Consider the following 14,605-nt stretch of genomic DNA (forward strand, 5'->3'; position numbering starts at 1 on the left):
GCCAAGGCAGAGCCTGCGCTCAAAGAAGGCCGGGGAGCATCGCTTTCCGGCTTTTTGCTGTCTCACCGGCAAACGCGGCCCGGCCCCATATCCATGTGGAAATGATCGGCGTGGGCGGCGTTGTATTCGGGGCCCAGGGTTACCGAGAAGAGGTCGCACGCGCCCTCATGCACGCGGCGGAGGAACTTGGCTTCCTTGCCGCCTTTGTCCCAGTGCGCCTTCACATCGATCAGCCGCCCATCCTCCAGGCGAAAGCCGGAGACATCCAGCGCATTGCCGAAGGCATGCTGCGAAAGGCGCCGGCTGCCGGCAATGGTGCGGCAGGAAAAGCTGCCATAGGTCTCGATCCGGGCGACCGGCGAATCGAAGATTTCCACAGCCGCCGGGCGCACCACATGCCGCTCCCACATATAGGCCGCCGCCGTCTGCGCGCAGGTCATCTGCAACGTGGCCGAATAGGGCGTCAGCGTCCGGTCCAGCGTCAGGGCGTCAAACAGGCCGCATTTTTCCCCGCGAGGCTCGTCCTCCAGCGGGGTATAGCCCACGCCGGCGTTGTCGAGCGCCACGAAACAGGCTTCCCGGTCACCCTTCAGGCGGGTCAGTTGAGCGGAAATGGCCAGCCCCGGGCGCACCGACAGGTCAATCGGCGCCAAGGGATTGTGCCGCGCCGGCAATGTGCGGGCGAGGATCACGACAATGGCGCCAATCAGGAAGGCATATGTCAGGAGAATGCTGATTCCACGCATATCTGCAGCAGCGGCCTTTGATGTTCCTTAACCAAACGCAGGTTTCTGTTAACCTGCGCTGTTTCCAGCGAGTCGGGGCATCCTGACCCGCAAACCCGCACCAGAATGTGGCGAGACCTGCAAAGAGGCCAGAATGTCCAAACGCACCACCGAGCCCCCAGAGGACCGGATCATCAATGAGCCGATGAGCGAGGCGCTCTCCAAGCGCTATCTCGCCTATGCGCTCTCCACGATCACGTCCCGCGCGCTGCCCGATGTGCGCGATGGCCTCAAGCCCGTTCAACGCCGCATCCTTTATGGCATGCGCGTCCTGCGGCTGGATCCCGAAGGCGGCTATCGCAAATGCGCCAAGATCGTTGGCGATGTGATGGGTAACTACCACCCCCATGGCGACAGCTCGATCTATGACACGCTGGTCCGCCTCGCCCAGGATTTCAACGTCCGCTATCCGCTGGTCGATGGGCAGGGCAATTTCGGCAATATCGACGGGGATAGCGCGGCGGCCTATCGTTACACCGAAGCGCGGATGACGCGCGGCGCCGAGCTGCTGATGGAGGGCCTCGACGAGAACGCGGTCGATTTCCGCCCCAACTATGCCGAGAATGATGAGGAGCCGGTCGTGCTTCCCGCCGGCTTCCCCAATCTCCTCGCCAATGGCGCCACGGGCATCGCCGTGGGCATGGCCACCTCCATTCCGCCGCACAATGTTGCCGAGGTGATCGATGCGGCGCGCTTCCTGATCGACAAGCCCAAGGCCACCACCCAAGAGCTGATGGAATTCGTTCAGGGGCCGGACTTTCCGACCGGCGGGGTGATCGTCGAGGATCGCGCCTCGATGCTGGAGGCTTACGAGACCGGCCGGGGCGCCTTCCGCATGCGCGCCCGATGGCATGTCGAGGATACCGGCCGGGGCACCTATCAGATCATCGTCACCGAAATTCCGTATCAGGTGCAGAAGTCAAAGCTTCTGGAGAAGCTTTCGGAGCTGCTTGAGGCGAAGAAGGTTCCGCTGCTGGAAGATGTGCGCGACGAGTCTGCGGAGGATGTCCGCCTCGTCCTTGTACCGCGCGCCAAGACGGTTGAGCCGGACGTGCTGATGGAAAGCCTGTTCAAGACCTGCGATCTGGAAACGCGCTTCAGCATGAACATGAACGTGCTGCACAAGGGCGCGCCGCAGGTGATGGGCCTGCGCGATGTGCTGCAGGCTTATCTCGACCATCGCCGTGAAGTGGTGGTGCGCCGGGCTGAGTTCCGTCTCGACAAGATCGAGAAGCGCCTGCACATCCTGGAAGGCTTCCTGAAAGCCTATCTCAATATCGACGAAGTGATCCGCATCATCCGTACGGAGGACGAGCCTAAGCCCGTCCTGATGAAGCGGTTCAAGATTTCAGACATTCAGGCCGAAGCTATCCTCAACCTTCGCCTGCGCGCGCTGCGCAAGCTGGAGGAAATGGAAATCCAGGGCGAGCACACAAAGCTCACCGAGGAACGCGACGAGCTGGTGAAACTGCTCGGTTCTGAGCGCCGTCAATGGACGCGCGTGTCAAAAGAGCTTAAAGCCGCGCGCGACGAGTTCGATCCGTCAACGGACCTTGGCCGCCGCCGCGCGACCTTTGAAGATGCGCCCACCGTTGACCTTGCCGCTGCGCTTGAAGCGACGCGCCCGAAGGAACCGGTTACCGTGGTGCTCTCCGCGCAAGGCTGGATTCGCGGCATGAAAGGCCATGGGCTTGATCCGGAATCGATCAAGTTCAAGGAAGGCGATGGTCCCGGCTTCATGGAAGAGGTGATGAGCACCGACAAGCTCGTCTTCATGTCCTCGGATGGGCGGGCCTTCATGCTGGCGGCAGACAAGCTGCCGGGCGGGCGCGGCCATGGCGAGCCCATCCGCCTCTCCATCGAGTTGGAAGACAATGTCGCCATCGTGAATATGTTCAAGTTTGAGCCCGAGCGTAAACGCGTGATGGCCTCGTCCACGGGCTATGGTTTCGTTGTTCCGGAGACGGAGCTTGAGTCAAACCGCAAGGCGGGCAAGCAGATCGTCAACACCGGCGGCGGGCATCTCAATGTCTGCGTGCCTGTGCTGGGCGACATGATCGCAGTGGTTGGCACCAACCGGAAGATGCTGATCTTCCCGCTGAAGGATCTGCCCGAGATGCCGCGCGGCAAAGGCAACAAGCTGCAATCCTATAGCGGCGGGGCAGAGCTCGCTGACCTGATCACCTTCGACAAGCGCGACGGCCTGATCGTCGTCACCGGTGGCCGCCACCGCGCCTTCGAGGAATGGAAAGAGTGGAAAGGCCAGCGCGCGCAAGCGGGCAAGGTCGTGCCCAAGGGCTTCCCGAGGACGGGCACCTTCAGCGGCTGAGGCGGGGATCCCCTCAGCCTGCTGATGGTTTGAAATAGGATTGGAACGAGACGTGAGGCGGCGGCTCTGGCCTATCCGCCGAGCTTCTCGGCGGCGCGTTCTGCAAAATATGTGATGATGCCGCTGGCGCCCGCGCGTTTGAAGCACATCAGGCTTTCCATCATCACGCGGTCGCCGTCGATCCAGCCATTCTGCGCGGCGGCCATGATCTGCGCATATTCGCCCGACACCTGATAGGCGAGCGTCGGCACGCCGAAGGTGGACGAGACGCGCTGCACAATGTCCAGATACGGAAGACCGGGCTTCACCATCACCATGTCGGCGCCCTCGGCAAGGTCGAGGGCCACTTCGCGCAGCGCTTCATCCGAGTTTGCGGGGTCCTGCTGATAGGTTTTCTTGTCGCCCTTGAGGGCTGCGGCGGAGCCGATGGCTTCGCGGTAAGGCCCGTAAAAGCCGCTGGCATATTTGGCGGCATAGGCGAGGATCATGGCGTTGGAGAAGCCTTCTTCCTCGAAGGCGTAGCGGATGGCGCCGATGCGGCCGTCCATCATGTCGGACGGGGCCACAACATCCGCGCCTGCGCTGACATGCACCAGCGCCTGTTCCACCAGCCGCTCCACCGTCGCGTCATTGGGAATGGTGCCGTCTTCATCCAGCAGGCCGTCATGGCCATGCGACGTATACGCATCAAGCGCCACATCGGTGATGAGGCCCACTTCCGGCGCGGCATCCTTCATGGCCTTCAGGGCGCGGGGCACGAGGCCGTCAGGGGAAAGCGCGCCGATGCCGTCTGCATCTTTGCCCTCCGGGCCGATATAGGGGAACAGCGCGATGGCCGGAATACCAAGCGCCTTGGCGCGCTTGGCGGTGAGGGCCGCTTCGGCGACGCTGAGGCGGTCTACGCCGGGCAGGGAGCTGACGGGCACGCGGCCTTCGCCATCATGCACGAACACCGCCCAGACCAGATCTGCCGGGGTGAGGACATTTTCTGCCACAAGGCTGCGCGCCCAGGGGGCCTGGCGCAGGCGGCGCATACGGGTGCCGGGAAAGGCTTGGGGAAACGGGGTCATACTTCCTCCTAGCGCCGAATGCGGCGCCCTCACAACCAGCCCAATCGCCGCGCCATGAAACACCGGTCGCGCACGTTGAGGCCGTTATCATCCTGGATCGATTCAATCTCGATCATCCATTTTTCCATCTTCTTCCGCGGCAGCTCCCGGAAGCCGTTCTTGCGGTAGAACGGCCCGTTCCAGGGCGGATCGCGGAAGGTGGAGAGGGTCACGCGCTTCAGGCCCCGGTCCTTGGCTTCCAGCATCACCCGACCGATCAGCGCGCTGCCGATGCCCTGGCGGCCATAGGCGGGGTCCACGCTGATCTGATCGAGATAGAGCCATCCCTCGCGCACGGAGGTCAGCGCGAAGCCGGCCAGATTGCCCTTGCGGTCGCGCACAGTGTGGAGATGCCCGGTCTGCATGGCCTCACGCAGCACATTGGCGGGCACATGGTCGTCCAGCTGCGCCTCGGGCAGCAGGCCGGTGCCTTCGAAGATTTTCCCCGCCGCCAGATCGATCGCGATCAGGGCGGGGATCTCTTCAGGCGCGGCGCCGGCGGTTTCATACCCGGCAGGAGGGCGTCGGATTGACATATATCAGGGCTCACAGGACAAGCGGGCCAAAGACTTAAGCCAATCGGAGGGCCACGCCAATGAGCCTCATCTTCACAGACGAACAGCAGATGATCCGCGATATGGCGGCCAAATTCGCCGCTGACCAGCTTGCCCCCCATTCCGAAGCCTGGGACCGGGACAGCCATTTCCCTGTCGATGTGATCAAATCTGCTGCAGAACTCGGCTTTGCGGGCATCTATGTGAAGGAAGATGTGGGCGGCTCCGGCCTGACGCGGACGGACGCGGCGCTGATCTTCGAGCAGCTTTCCTATGGCGATGTTTCTACCGCCGCCTTCATCTCCATCCACAATATGGCGAGCTGGATGATCGACACCTTTGGGTCACAGGAGCAGCGCGCTGCCTGGCTGCCGCGCCTTACCTCGATGGAGCTGATCGCCTCCTACTGCCTCACCGAGCCGGGCGCGGGCTCTGACGCGGCCAGCCTGAAGACCAAGGCCGTGAAAGACGGCGACGAGTATGTCATCACCGGCACCAAACAGTTCATCTCCGGCGCAGGCACGTCGGATGTTTACGTCCTCATGGCGCGCACCTCTGACGATGGCGCCAAGGGTGTGTCCGCCTTCATCATCGAGAAGGATGCGCCGGGGCTGTCGTTTGGCGCCAATGAGCGCAAGATGGGCTGGAAATCCCAGCCGACGCGGCAGGTGATCCTGGACGGCGTGCGCGTGCCGGCGGCAAACCGCATCGGCGAAGAAGGGCACGGCTTCCGCTTCGCCATGGCGGGGCTGGATGGCGGGCGCCTCAACATCGCCGCCTGCGCGCTGGGCGGCGCGCAACTCGCCCTCGACAAGGCGGTCGCCTATGCCAAGGAACGCCAGCAATTCGGCAAGGCCATCGCCGACTTCCAGAACACCCAGTTCAAACTCGCCGATATGGAAACTGAGCTGCAGGCCGCGCGCCTGATGCTGTATGAGGCGGCGGCACGCCTTGACGGCAAGACGCCGGACGCCACCCGCTGGTGCGCCATGGCCAAACGCTTCGTCACCGACACCGCCTTCAAGGTCGCCAACGACGCCCTGCAGATCCATGGCGGCTATGGCTACCTCGCCGACTACCACGTCGAACGCATTGTCCGTGATCTGAGGGTGCATCAGATCCTGGAGGGGACGAATGAAGTGATGCGGGTGATCATCTCGCGGGATATGTTGAAGGGGTAGGCGGAGCGCAGCCTCAGAACCCCTCGCCCCCGGAACGGGGGAGAGGGGCGGGGGTGAGGGGGCGCGCCGCCGAATTGTTGCGAAATGGGTAGGCGTAGCACCCCCTCATCCCCAACCCCTTCTCCCTCAGGGAGAAGGGGCTTTTAGTGCCGCGGTACGCGGTCCCGTATCCGGTCAAACCCTTCCTTGATCGCCGCAAAGCGCGCGTCGATATGTGGCTCGAATTGCAAATCCGTGAAGATGTGCGGCCAGTCGTTCTCGATTGCTTCGCGCACCAGTTCGCCGACATAGAGTGGGTCGATCCCGGCGGCGATGGCTTCGGTGACGGCTTTCAGAACTTCCGTACCCGGTCCTTCGACTGGCGTTGTCTGTATCTGCCCGGCAAAGCGGCTGGGAATGTTACGGCCTGAATCCACGATATTCGTGCGGATCACGCCGGGGCAGAGCACCGAGACGCCGATGCCGCGCGCTGCCAGTTTCGGCCGCAGGTCTTCTGAGAGCGCCACCACGCCAAACTTCGTCACGTCATAGGCTGGGTTGGTGAGCGCCACCATGCCGGCGATGGAGGCGGTGGACACGATCTGCCCGCCTTCACCATGCGCCTCGATCAGCGGCCCGAAAATCTCGATGCCCCAGACGACCGACATGAGGTTCACCCCCACCACCCAGTTCCAGCCCGCATCATTCCAGCTGCCATAGTCGCCCCCGCCGCCCACGCCGGCATTGTTGACGAGAATGTGGACCTTGCCGAAGCGCGCGATGGTCTCATCGGCTGCGCGTTGCAGATTGTCCTTCAGCGACACGTCCGCGATTACGCCGTCCACGTCCGCATTGGTCTCGCGCAGGCCGGCCACTGCCTTGTCCAGCGCTGCCTTCTCGATGTCGCACAGCATTACCTTTACGCCCGCCTGCGCCAGCGCCGTGGCAATGCCGAGGCCGATGCCCGAGGCGGCGCCCGTGACGAAGGCCACTTTTCCTTCCAGATGCTTCATTGGTTTCCTCCCGATTTTTTTGAAATCATGCGCCCGGCAAAGACCCTGCGCAATCAGCAAACCGGCTTCACGCGGCGTCAGGCCTGCGCCCGGAATTGGACCGGAAAGAATCTCAGGCCTGCCTTGTTGGCGCCGTGATGTCCCGCGAAACCGGCGTTCACGAAAATGCGGGGCTTACATATGCTGAAGAAAATCCTGATTGGCCTTCTGGTTGTCATCGCCGCCCTCTGGCTGCGCAACACCAGCGTCTTTACTCCGCCCGCCAGCGATGGCCCGCTCCGCTTCATTTCCCATCGCGGGGTTCACCAGACCTACCACCGCGAAGACCTTGAGCGCGACACCTGCACCGCCATCCGCATCTATCCGCCTACGCACGACTTCATCGAGAACACGCTGCCCTCCATGCAGGCGGCTTTCGAGGCGGGGGCTGAGGTCATCGAGATTGACGTGCATCTCACGCCGGATGGTGAATTCGCCGTGTTCCATGACTGGACGCTCGACTGCCGCACGGAGGCGGAAGGCCAGACCAACAAGACGCCAATGAGCCTCATCCGCACGCTGGACGCCGGCTATGGCTACACTGCCGATGGCGGGGAAACCTTCCCCCTGCGCGGCAAGGGGGTGGGCATGATCAAGTCGCTTCCTGAAGTTCTGGACGCCTTCCCGGAAGGCAAGTTCCTCATCAATTTCAAAAGCCGCCGCGCCGTCGAAGGCCGGGTGCTGGCTGAGATACTGGAGGCAAACCCGCGCTGGCGCGCGCAGGTCTGGGGCGTCTATGGCGGGCCCATACCGGTGGAAGCATTGGTCGAACGCATTCCGGACATGAAACATTTCACCAAGGGCAGCGCGAAAGATTGCCCGGTAGACTATCTGCTGATGGGGTGGTCAGGGTTTGTGCCTGATAGCTGCAAGAACACACTCGTGCTGATGCCCGTCGATTATGCCCCGCTGCTTTGGGGGTGGCCGCGCGCCTTCGAGGCCCGGATGAGCGCGGCCGGCAGTGAGGTGATCCTGTTCGGAACGCCTGGCGGGACAGGCAATGACGGCGCGCCCGGCATCGACACACCCGCCCAGCTGCGCAAGGTTCCCAAAGGCTTTGGCGGCTATGTCTGGACTGACCGGATCGAATCCCTCGGTGACGTCAATTAGGGTGGCCCCCTATTGTGGATGTCCCGTAGGCCGGGTTCTGTTGCGGCGATAAAAAACGGGGAGGGCGCAGATGCCAAATGCAGAGATCATCCAAGCGACCTTCGAGCGGGCCGCTGAGGCCTGCGCGGACCCTGCGCCGCTCGTTTATGCGCGCCTTTTCGCGTTGCGGCCGGATTTCAAGCCGCTGTTTGATATGGACACCGATGGCGGCGTGCGCGGCTCGATGCTGGAAACCTGTTTCGAGGCGATCCTGGGCCTGGTGGAGGGATCGGGCTCTCAACGCGTCATCCTTTCGGCGGCCCGCTTCTCCCATGGCGGCTATGGCGTGGAGGGGGCGGAGTTTGATGTGATGTTCGCCAGCATCCGCGATGTGTTCCGGGATATTCTGCTGCCCGATTGGACGGCAGAGGAGGAAGCCGCCTGGGCTGATCTCCTGTGCGAGATTGCCGCCATCGCCTGATGCGCTAGTGTTCCCTTGGAAGAACAAGGGGAGACGGAGCGATGACGGACAAGACAAATGCCACCTATGGTGGCCTCTCGCGGCTGAACCACTGGCTCGGCGCGCTCCTGTTTGGAGGGGTCATTCTGGTGGGCCTCTATCTCGCTTATAGCGGCGTTGAAGGTGAAGACCGCGCGCCCATCATGGCGATGCACCGGGCCACTGGCTCCGTGCTGCTGCTGTTTGCGCTCTGGCGCGTCTGGTGGCGCATTCGCCAGGGCTTTCCCCCGCCGGTCGCGGGTGTGCCTGCCTGGCAGGTCACCGTAGCGCGTGTGACGCATTGGGGGATGATCTTCTGCATGCTGGCCATGCCGCTTTCAGGCGTCTTCCTGATGTCGTTGCTGGGTGGCCGGCCCATCAATATCTATGGCCTCCTCACCATTTCGCCGATCATGGACATTGACGGCATTCGTCCCATCGGCCGCCAGATCCATGGCCTCGTCGCCTACGCCTTCATCGCCCTGATCAGCCTGCACATCCTTGCCACGCTGAAGCATGCCTTCATCGACAGGGACGGGACGCTGGCCCGGATGCTCAGTGGCAAACCAGCGGGCGTATAGGCAGGGTTTAGGCAGGGTAATTGCCAATTCCCGCCCGCTGGGGTTAGTCTGCGTTCAGCAGCCCGCCGCACTCCAGAGAGCGGGCAGGGAGGAACCATGCAGATCACATCCCTTGATGGCGCCGGCGCAGAGATTACCGGTGTCGATATCCGCCAGCTGTCAGATGCGGACTTTGCTGCCGTCCGGCAGGCCTATGCCGATCACGGCGTCATCTTCTTTCGCGATCAATCGCTCACCGAGGACGACCACATCGCCTTTGCCCGGCGCTTTGGCCCGATCAATATCAACCGCTTCTTCCTGGCGCATGAGCGCTATCCGGAAATTGCGCTCGTGCTGAAGGAGAAGGAGCAGAAAACCAATATCGGCGGTGGTTGGCATACGGATCATTCCTATGATGCCGAACCGGCCATGGGGTCTGTCCTCGTCGCCCGGCAATTGCCCGATGCGGGCGGCGACACCTGGTTTGCCTCCATGTATACTGCTTACGACACGCTGGACGACGCCACGAAGGAAGAGATATCCAGCCTGCGCGCCGTGCATTCGGCCAAGCATATCTTCGGTTCGGCAGAGAACAATTTCTACAAGGCAAATGAAGATACCGGCGGGCGCATTGGCAATACTTCGGCGGCGGATGCATTGCAGGATGTAACCCATCCCATCGTCATCACTCATCCGCTCAGCGGCAAGAAGGCGCTCTATGTAAATCCGGCCTTCACCACGCGCATTGAAGGTTATGATGATGACGCGTCAAACGCCCTGCTGATGCGCCTCTATGCCCATGCGATGAACCCCGATCATGCTCACCGTTTCAAATGGCGCGAGGGCTCCGTTGCCTTCTGGGACAACCGCTCGACATGGCATTGGGCGATGAACGACTATCATGGAGAGCGGCGCCTGATGCACCGGATCACGATTGAAGGCTGCGCGCTGAATTAGCGCCGCCGGTTCAGTCCATCCGGAATTCGACGCCTACATCCCGGCCGCTTTCCCAGCGCTTCATGCAGGTGCGGGGATATTTAAATTGCGGCAGTGTCATCACGAACTGATCGGGCAGCGCGATCCCTTCCGGTACGCAGATGCGCGCGCCGCCGGGGGATATGTCCCGCAGCTCGCATTCCACACGCTTGAACAGGCCGAGGCGCACATACGCCTTGCCTTCGACACGTATCCGCTGGCCCCGCCTGTTATATTGCAGGAAGGGCTGATGGTTGATTTGAGAGCGCTGTTGGGTCATGGGGATGGCCAGGCGGTCATGGGTAGGATGTTGAGCCATCAGGGGAATGGCATATCTTTATAATGACATATCCAAGTAAAGCCCTGTCCAAAGCCATTGATTTAATTGAACAGATTCCGGTCATCCGGACTTCATGATTGGGGAGAAGCAAATTGAGCGCAGACGTAAACATCAGAGCCGCAGGTGGCATCGGCCGTATCACGCTGACGCGCCCGGCCGCGCTTCATGCGCTCAACACGCCGATGTGCGCGGCCATCCTCAAGGCGCTGGTTGCCTGGAGAGATGACCCCTCCATTCATATCATATGGATCGATCATCAGGAAGGCACGCGGGGGTTCTGTTCTGGCGGGGACATCCGGATGCTTGCGACAAGCGGCGCGGACGACGCGGCCGAAGCGCGGGATTTCTTCCGCACCGAATATCGCATGAATGCCGCGCTGAAAGCCTTTCCCAAGCCGGTCATCTCCATTCTGGATGGCGTTACGATGGGCGGCGGCGTGGGGCTTTCCGTGCATGGCTCTCACCGCATTGCCACCGAGCGCACACTGTTTGCCATGCCGGAAACCGGCATTGGGCTCTTTCCTGATGTGGGCGGCGGCTGGTTCCTGCCGCGGCTGGAGGGCGAGCTGGGCACCTGGCTTGCGCTGACCGGCGCGCGCCTGAAAGGCGCCGATGTGGCTGCGGCTGGCGTGGCCACCCATTATCTCCCGTCCGAGCTTGTGCCGGCCCTCGGCAGGCAGCTTGAAGCGGCGGACTTCTCGATGGATGCCAGCGCCATGCTGAACGAGATACTCCGTGGTCTGACTCATCCCATCCCGGCGCCGTCCTATGGCGCGCATCGCGAAACCATCCATCGCTGTTTCACCGGCCAGAGCGCCGAGGCCATTGTGGCTGCGCTGGAAGGTGATCCCGGTGACTGGGCAGAGGGCGAGGCGGCCACGATCCGCGCCAAATCTCCCGAAACGGTGAAGGTTGCCCTGCGCCAGTTGCGTGAAGGCGGGCGCTGCGAAACCTTTGAAGACAATATGCGCATGGAGTTCCGCATTGGCTGGCGCAAGGTTCAGAGCCATGACTTCCAGGAAGGTGTGCGGGCCGTAATCATCGATAAGGACAACGCGCCTGTCTGGTCGCCAGCGCGCCTGGAAGATGTCAGCGAGGCAGAGGTGGCGCGATACTTTGAGCAGCTGGGTGAGAATGAGTTGAATTTCGAAGACTAGAAGCAGCGTCTCCAGATATTCAGTCTTATTCAAGATAAAGACCGCCCCGATACTTTCGAGGCGGTCTTTTTATATCCCTTGTTTCAGAATGAAACGGAATCCGGCGCAAAAACACGTTACGGGCCAGTAACGGTTAATGAATGCTCTGATTTGTTTACCAACATCATTTGAAACCGCATTGTGCTTATCAATTTATTAGGCCTGATCCTGTAAATCTACTCAAACTACAACAAAAGTTGAGTAAAAGTTGAGTGGTGGTGAATATGATGATGATCGACATGCAGGACACTGCAACAGGCACAATCGGCGAATCTTTCCTGAAGTCGCTGTCCCTTCTTGAGCAGGCGCATCGCCGTCTGCACGATGTGGTGAAGGATGATCTGGAACGCGCCGGCGAACGTTCGCTGACCGGCGTTCAGGCTCTGCTCCTTTACGAGATTGGTGAAGGCGAAGCCCCGGCTTCGGTACTTCGCGCTCGCGGCGCCTTTGCCGGCACCAGCCTTTCCTACAACGTGAAGAAGCTTCAGGAGGGCGGCTATCTCGTCCAGACGCGTTCGGAAGATGACAAGCGTACGGTTACCCTGCGCCTGACCGACCGCGGCAAGAAAGTCCGTGCACGTGTGGAAAAGCTGTTCGAGAAGCAGGCAACTGCGCTTGAGCCGACCGCCAGCGTCCGTGCTGACGACCTCTCGCAGCTCAACAAAACCATTTCGCGTCTCGAGCGCTTCTGGTCTGACCAGATCCGTTATCGTCTCTAGGTTCTTTCGGGGGGGGAAGAAGACGGGAAAACCCCGGAGCGCGGACAAGGCGCTCCGGGGTTTACTTGTATGTAGACGGATCAACTGTACCCGGCGGATTTGCCCGGCGCCGCGCGCGGCAGGGGGCGAGAAGGGGAGCGATAGGGGGGCTTGCTCCAAAGGCCCCAGTCTCTAATCTGGCGTCAGGATTAGAGGCGACCCTCATGAAACTCTTTGCCGTCTTTGTCGGGGGGGATCATCCCCGTGCCAGTATCGAGGTCCACGACTTGCGCTTTGTGGTGGGCGAAACGCTTGAGGACACCCTCCCGGCGCTGCGGGCCGCCTGGTGGGGGACGCCCGGGTCCCTGCATATTGATGGCTATGCGGAACTGACCGAAGTGGATGGCTGGCAGGTCGTTCTTGCGCCGGGCAAGGCGGGTGCTCCGCCTGCCCGCCGTCTCTGGTTTGTCAATCTCGGCGGCTACACGCCCGGCCTCTTCGGCGAGCAGCACAACTATCTCTTCCTGGCTGGCACGGACAAAGCTGAAGTCTGGAGCCGCGCCCGCGCGCTCTCCCCGGAATGGACCGGCCGCCACAAGGACAATTTCGTCTGCATCGATGAGGTGATCGATGTGAGCGACCTGCTGGACAGCGAAGGCTGGCACCTGCGCCTTGACCATCCCGCTACCGGGGAGACGCCCGGCCGCATCGTGTCGGACTATATCAAGCTCTGATCGGGCCGGGGGGGGATGGAATAATTTTCTGATCCTCTGTTAAATCAAGGCTTAACCCTGTGGAATTTTCTCCTTAGGGTGGTGGCCATGCGGGGGATCGCTTCCATCATACTCGCCGGCGCCAGCGCGGCCGGCACAGCCGATGCGGCCCCCTGGGTACGCGAAGATGGCGGCTGGTATGCCCGCGTATTGGGCGCTCACGACACGCTGAACGGCGCCGACGGCTGGCGCCTCGATCTTTACGGCGAATACGGCGTCACAGACAAAATCACCGTCACCCTGAAGAACGAAGCCGTCACCTATCCCGACTTCCGCGCCTTTGACCGCGACACCTGGCGCCTCACCGCGCGGCGCACCCTTGGCAGTTACAAGGGATGGACCGCCGGGGCCGAGTTCGGTGCTTTTCACGGCAGCACCCTGAGCGGAAGCGGCGCGCAAGGCCTCGTCTTCTGTGAAGGCACAGGCTTCGAGGGGCGTGTAGGCGCAGGGTGGTCAGGCAACTATCGCGGCCGTCCGCTATACGCCTTTGTGGATGCGGCCCATCTGGCCCAGGATGGCGGCTGCAATCGCAACCGCATTGAGGCCGGCTATGGCCAGGATCTGTCGCGGCACATCTTTATCGGCCAGCAGGTCTGGTTCGAGGAAGGCGAGATCAGCGGCCGCTCCGTGAAGACCGAAACCCAGCTGGGCGTACATTTCGGGCCAGCCGATGTCTCCCTTGGCTACCGCGAAGAGATTGGCGGCGCCTTCAACGAAAACGCCGTCCTCATCGCTGTCGTCATGCGGCGCTAACGCGCCGGACTTATTCCGCCGGGGCAGCTTCGCCCTGATAGCCCGTTTCGACCATCAGATAGGCAATCACGCCCAGACGGTCGGCTTCGCGGCGCACGCCGGAAAAGCTCATCCGGTTGCCGGGAACAAAGGTGCGCGGGTTTTCCAGCCAGTGATCGAGCTGCTCGGGCGTCCACGTGAAGTCTTCTGCCTGCAGCGCGGGGGAATAGGCAAAGCCTTCGGCGCTGGCGACCTTGCGGCTGAACACACCGTGAAGGTTCGGGCCAACAAGGTGCCCCGCCCCTTCTGCGGTGAGGTGGCAGGATTGGCAGAGCTTCCAGGTGCGCGCGCCCACGGCATAGTTGGCCGTGTTGTAAGGAGCCGGCAGGTTTGCAAATTCGGGGCTAGGCTCGCCAGGGGCGGCGGCGGGAGTGGCTGGGGCCGCAACCGGCGCAGCGGCCGGGGCGGTTGCCGCCGGTTCTGCCGGCTGGGCAGGCGCGGGGTCAGAACCGCCACACGCCGCAAGGGCGAGCGCAGCAATCAGGGCGAGCGGGGCAGCAGCAGAAAAGCGCATGGGTTTTCAATACCTTGTAACGGCCTGGATACATCCGGGAGCATCTTCGCGCCGCAGCCGCCCAAACTCAACAGACAGCCTGCCGCAGCGGCGAAAATTCTCAAAGCCTGCCGAAACAAGGCGCTGGCAGCCAGTCCCCGGGCGGGCGGGACGGGGCGCAGCGAAGCGCAGGACAGCCCG

At 62.1% G+C, this 14,605-nt stretch carries 16 protein-coding genes; 10 read left to right on the forward strand and 6 right to left on the reverse strand.

Annotated elements, in window-relative coordinates; all coding sequences use genetic code 11:
* Positions 1-62 precede the first annotated feature (62 nt).
* Positions 63-746, reverse strand: coding sequence for an extensin family protein (locus BBF93_RS04330; protein WP_114105081.1), 684 nt, complete (start codon positions 744-746; stop codon positions 63-65).
* 133 nt (positions 747-879) lie between these two features.
* On the opposite strand from BBF93_RS04330, the gene parC reads away from it, so the two are divergent.
* Positions 880-3,114 (forward strand): DNA topoisomerase IV subunit A, encoded by a 2,235-nt coding sequence (gene parC / locus BBF93_RS04335; protein ID WP_114105082.1) that lies wholly within the window; start codon positions 880-882, stop codon positions 3,112-3,114.
* Between the two features lie 71 nt (positions 3,115-3,185).
* Here the strand turns inward: parC and hemB are convergent, their stop codons facing one another.
* Both hemB and BBF93_RS04345 read right to left on the reverse strand, forming a co-directional pair.
* Positions 3,186-4,184 (reverse strand): porphobilinogen synthase, encoded by a 999-nt coding sequence (gene hemB / locus BBF93_RS04340; protein ID WP_114105083.1) that lies wholly within the window; start codon positions 4,182-4,184, stop codon positions 3,186-3,188.
* A gap of 29 nt (positions 4,185-4,213) precedes the next feature.
* Positions 4,214-4,759 carry a GNAT family N-acetyltransferase gene (locus tag BBF93_RS04345; RefSeq protein WP_051612546.1) on the reverse strand — a complete coding sequence of 182 codons (546 nt, stop codon included), beginning with the start codon at positions 4,757-4,759 and terminating at the stop codon, positions 4,214-4,216.
* A 59-nt stretch (positions 4,760-4,818) separates the two neighbouring features.
* Between BBF93_RS04345 and BBF93_RS04350 the strand changes: the two genes are divergently transcribed.
* Positions 4,819-5,958 (forward strand): isobutyryl-CoA dehydrogenase, encoded by a 1,140-nt coding sequence (locus BBF93_RS04350; RefSeq protein WP_114105084.1) that lies wholly within the window; start codon positions 4,819-4,821, stop codon positions 5,956-5,958.
* Between the two features lie 143 nt (positions 5,959-6,101).
* Here BBF93_RS04350 and BBF93_RS04355 read toward each other — a convergent pair whose 3' ends face one another.
* A complete protein-coding gene (locus BBF93_RS04355) occupies positions 6,102-6,950 on the reverse strand; it encodes an SDR family NAD(P)-dependent oxidoreductase (protein WP_114105085.1) in 849 nt (282 codons plus the stop codon).
* Positions 6,951-7,133: 183 nt separating this feature from the next.
* On the opposite strand from BBF93_RS04355, the gene BBF93_RS04360 reads away from it, so the two are divergent.
* From BBF93_RS04360 to BBF93_RS04375, 4 genes are all read left to right on the forward strand, one after another.
* Positions 7,134-8,099, forward strand: a complete 966-nt coding sequence (locus tag BBF93_RS04360; protein ID WP_199288443.1) for a glycerophosphodiester phosphodiesterase family protein — start codon at positions 7,134-7,136, stop codon at positions 8,097-8,099.
* A gap of 70 nt (positions 8,100-8,169) precedes the next feature.
* A complete protein-coding gene (locus BBF93_RS04365) occupies positions 8,170-8,559 on the forward strand; it encodes a globin (RefSeq protein ID WP_114105087.1) in 390 nt (129 codons plus the stop codon).
* Positions 8,560-8,600: 41 nt separating this feature from the next.
* Positions 8,601-9,158 (forward strand): cytochrome b, encoded by a 558-nt coding sequence (locus BBF93_RS04370; RefSeq protein WP_035598657.1) that lies wholly within the window; start codon positions 8,601-8,603, stop codon positions 9,156-9,158.
* A gap of 96 nt (positions 9,159-9,254) precedes the next feature.
* Entirely contained in the window at positions 9,255-10,094 is an 840-nt protein-coding gene (locus BBF93_RS04375; RefSeq protein WP_035598655.1) for a TauD/TfdA family dioxygenase, read from the forward strand.
* A 10-nt stretch (positions 10,095-10,104) separates the two neighbouring features.
* Here the strand turns inward: BBF93_RS04375 and BBF93_RS04380 are convergent, their stop codons facing one another.
* Positions 10,105-10,431: a PilZ domain-containing protein gene (locus BBF93_RS04380; RefSeq protein WP_035598653.1), complete on the reverse strand. Its 327-nt coding sequence runs from the start codon at positions 10,429-10,431 to the stop codon at positions 10,105-10,107.
* A gap of 113 nt (positions 10,432-10,544) precedes the next feature.
* On the opposite strand from BBF93_RS04380, the gene BBF93_RS04385 reads away from it, so the two are divergent.
* The 4 genes from BBF93_RS04385 to BBF93_RS04400 all read left to right on the forward strand — a co-directional run bounded on the left by BBF93_RS04385 (position 10,545) and on the right by BBF93_RS04400 (position 13,872).
* Positions 10,545-11,609 (forward strand): enoyl-CoA hydratase/isomerase family protein, encoded by a 1,065-nt coding sequence (locus BBF93_RS04385; protein WP_199288435.1) that lies wholly within the window; start codon positions 10,545-10,547, stop codon positions 11,607-11,609.
* Positions 11,610-11,872: 263 nt separating this feature from the next.
* Positions 11,873-12,367: a MarR family winged helix-turn-helix transcriptional regulator gene (locus BBF93_RS04390; protein WP_051612545.1), complete on the forward strand. Its 495-nt coding sequence runs from the start codon at positions 11,873-11,875 to the stop codon at positions 12,365-12,367.
* 203 nt (positions 12,368-12,570) lie between these two features.
* Positions 12,571-13,080 (forward strand): DUF1543 domain-containing protein, encoded by a 510-nt coding sequence (locus BBF93_RS04395; protein ID WP_035598647.1) that lies wholly within the window; start codon positions 12,571-12,573, stop codon positions 13,078-13,080.
* Between the two features lie 87 nt (positions 13,081-13,167).
* A complete protein-coding gene (locus BBF93_RS04400; protein WP_035598644.1) occupies positions 13,168-13,872 on the forward strand; it encodes a hypothetical protein in 705 nt (234 codons plus the stop codon).
* A 10-nt stretch (positions 13,873-13,882) separates the two neighbouring features.
* Here the strand turns inward: BBF93_RS04400 and BBF93_RS04405 are convergent, their stop codons facing one another.
* Positions 13,883-14,425, reverse strand: coding sequence for a cytochrome c family protein (locus BBF93_RS04405; protein ID WP_035598640.1), 543 nt, complete (start codon positions 14,423-14,425; stop codon positions 13,883-13,885).
* Positions 14,426-14,605: the final 180 nt, after the last annotated feature.

It is taken from the genome of Hyphomonas sp. CACIAM 19H1, from assembly GCF_003325995.1.
Classification (GTDB): Bacteria; Pseudomonadota; Alphaproteobacteria; order Caulobacterales; family Hyphomonadaceae; genus Hyphomonas; species Hyphomonas polymorpha.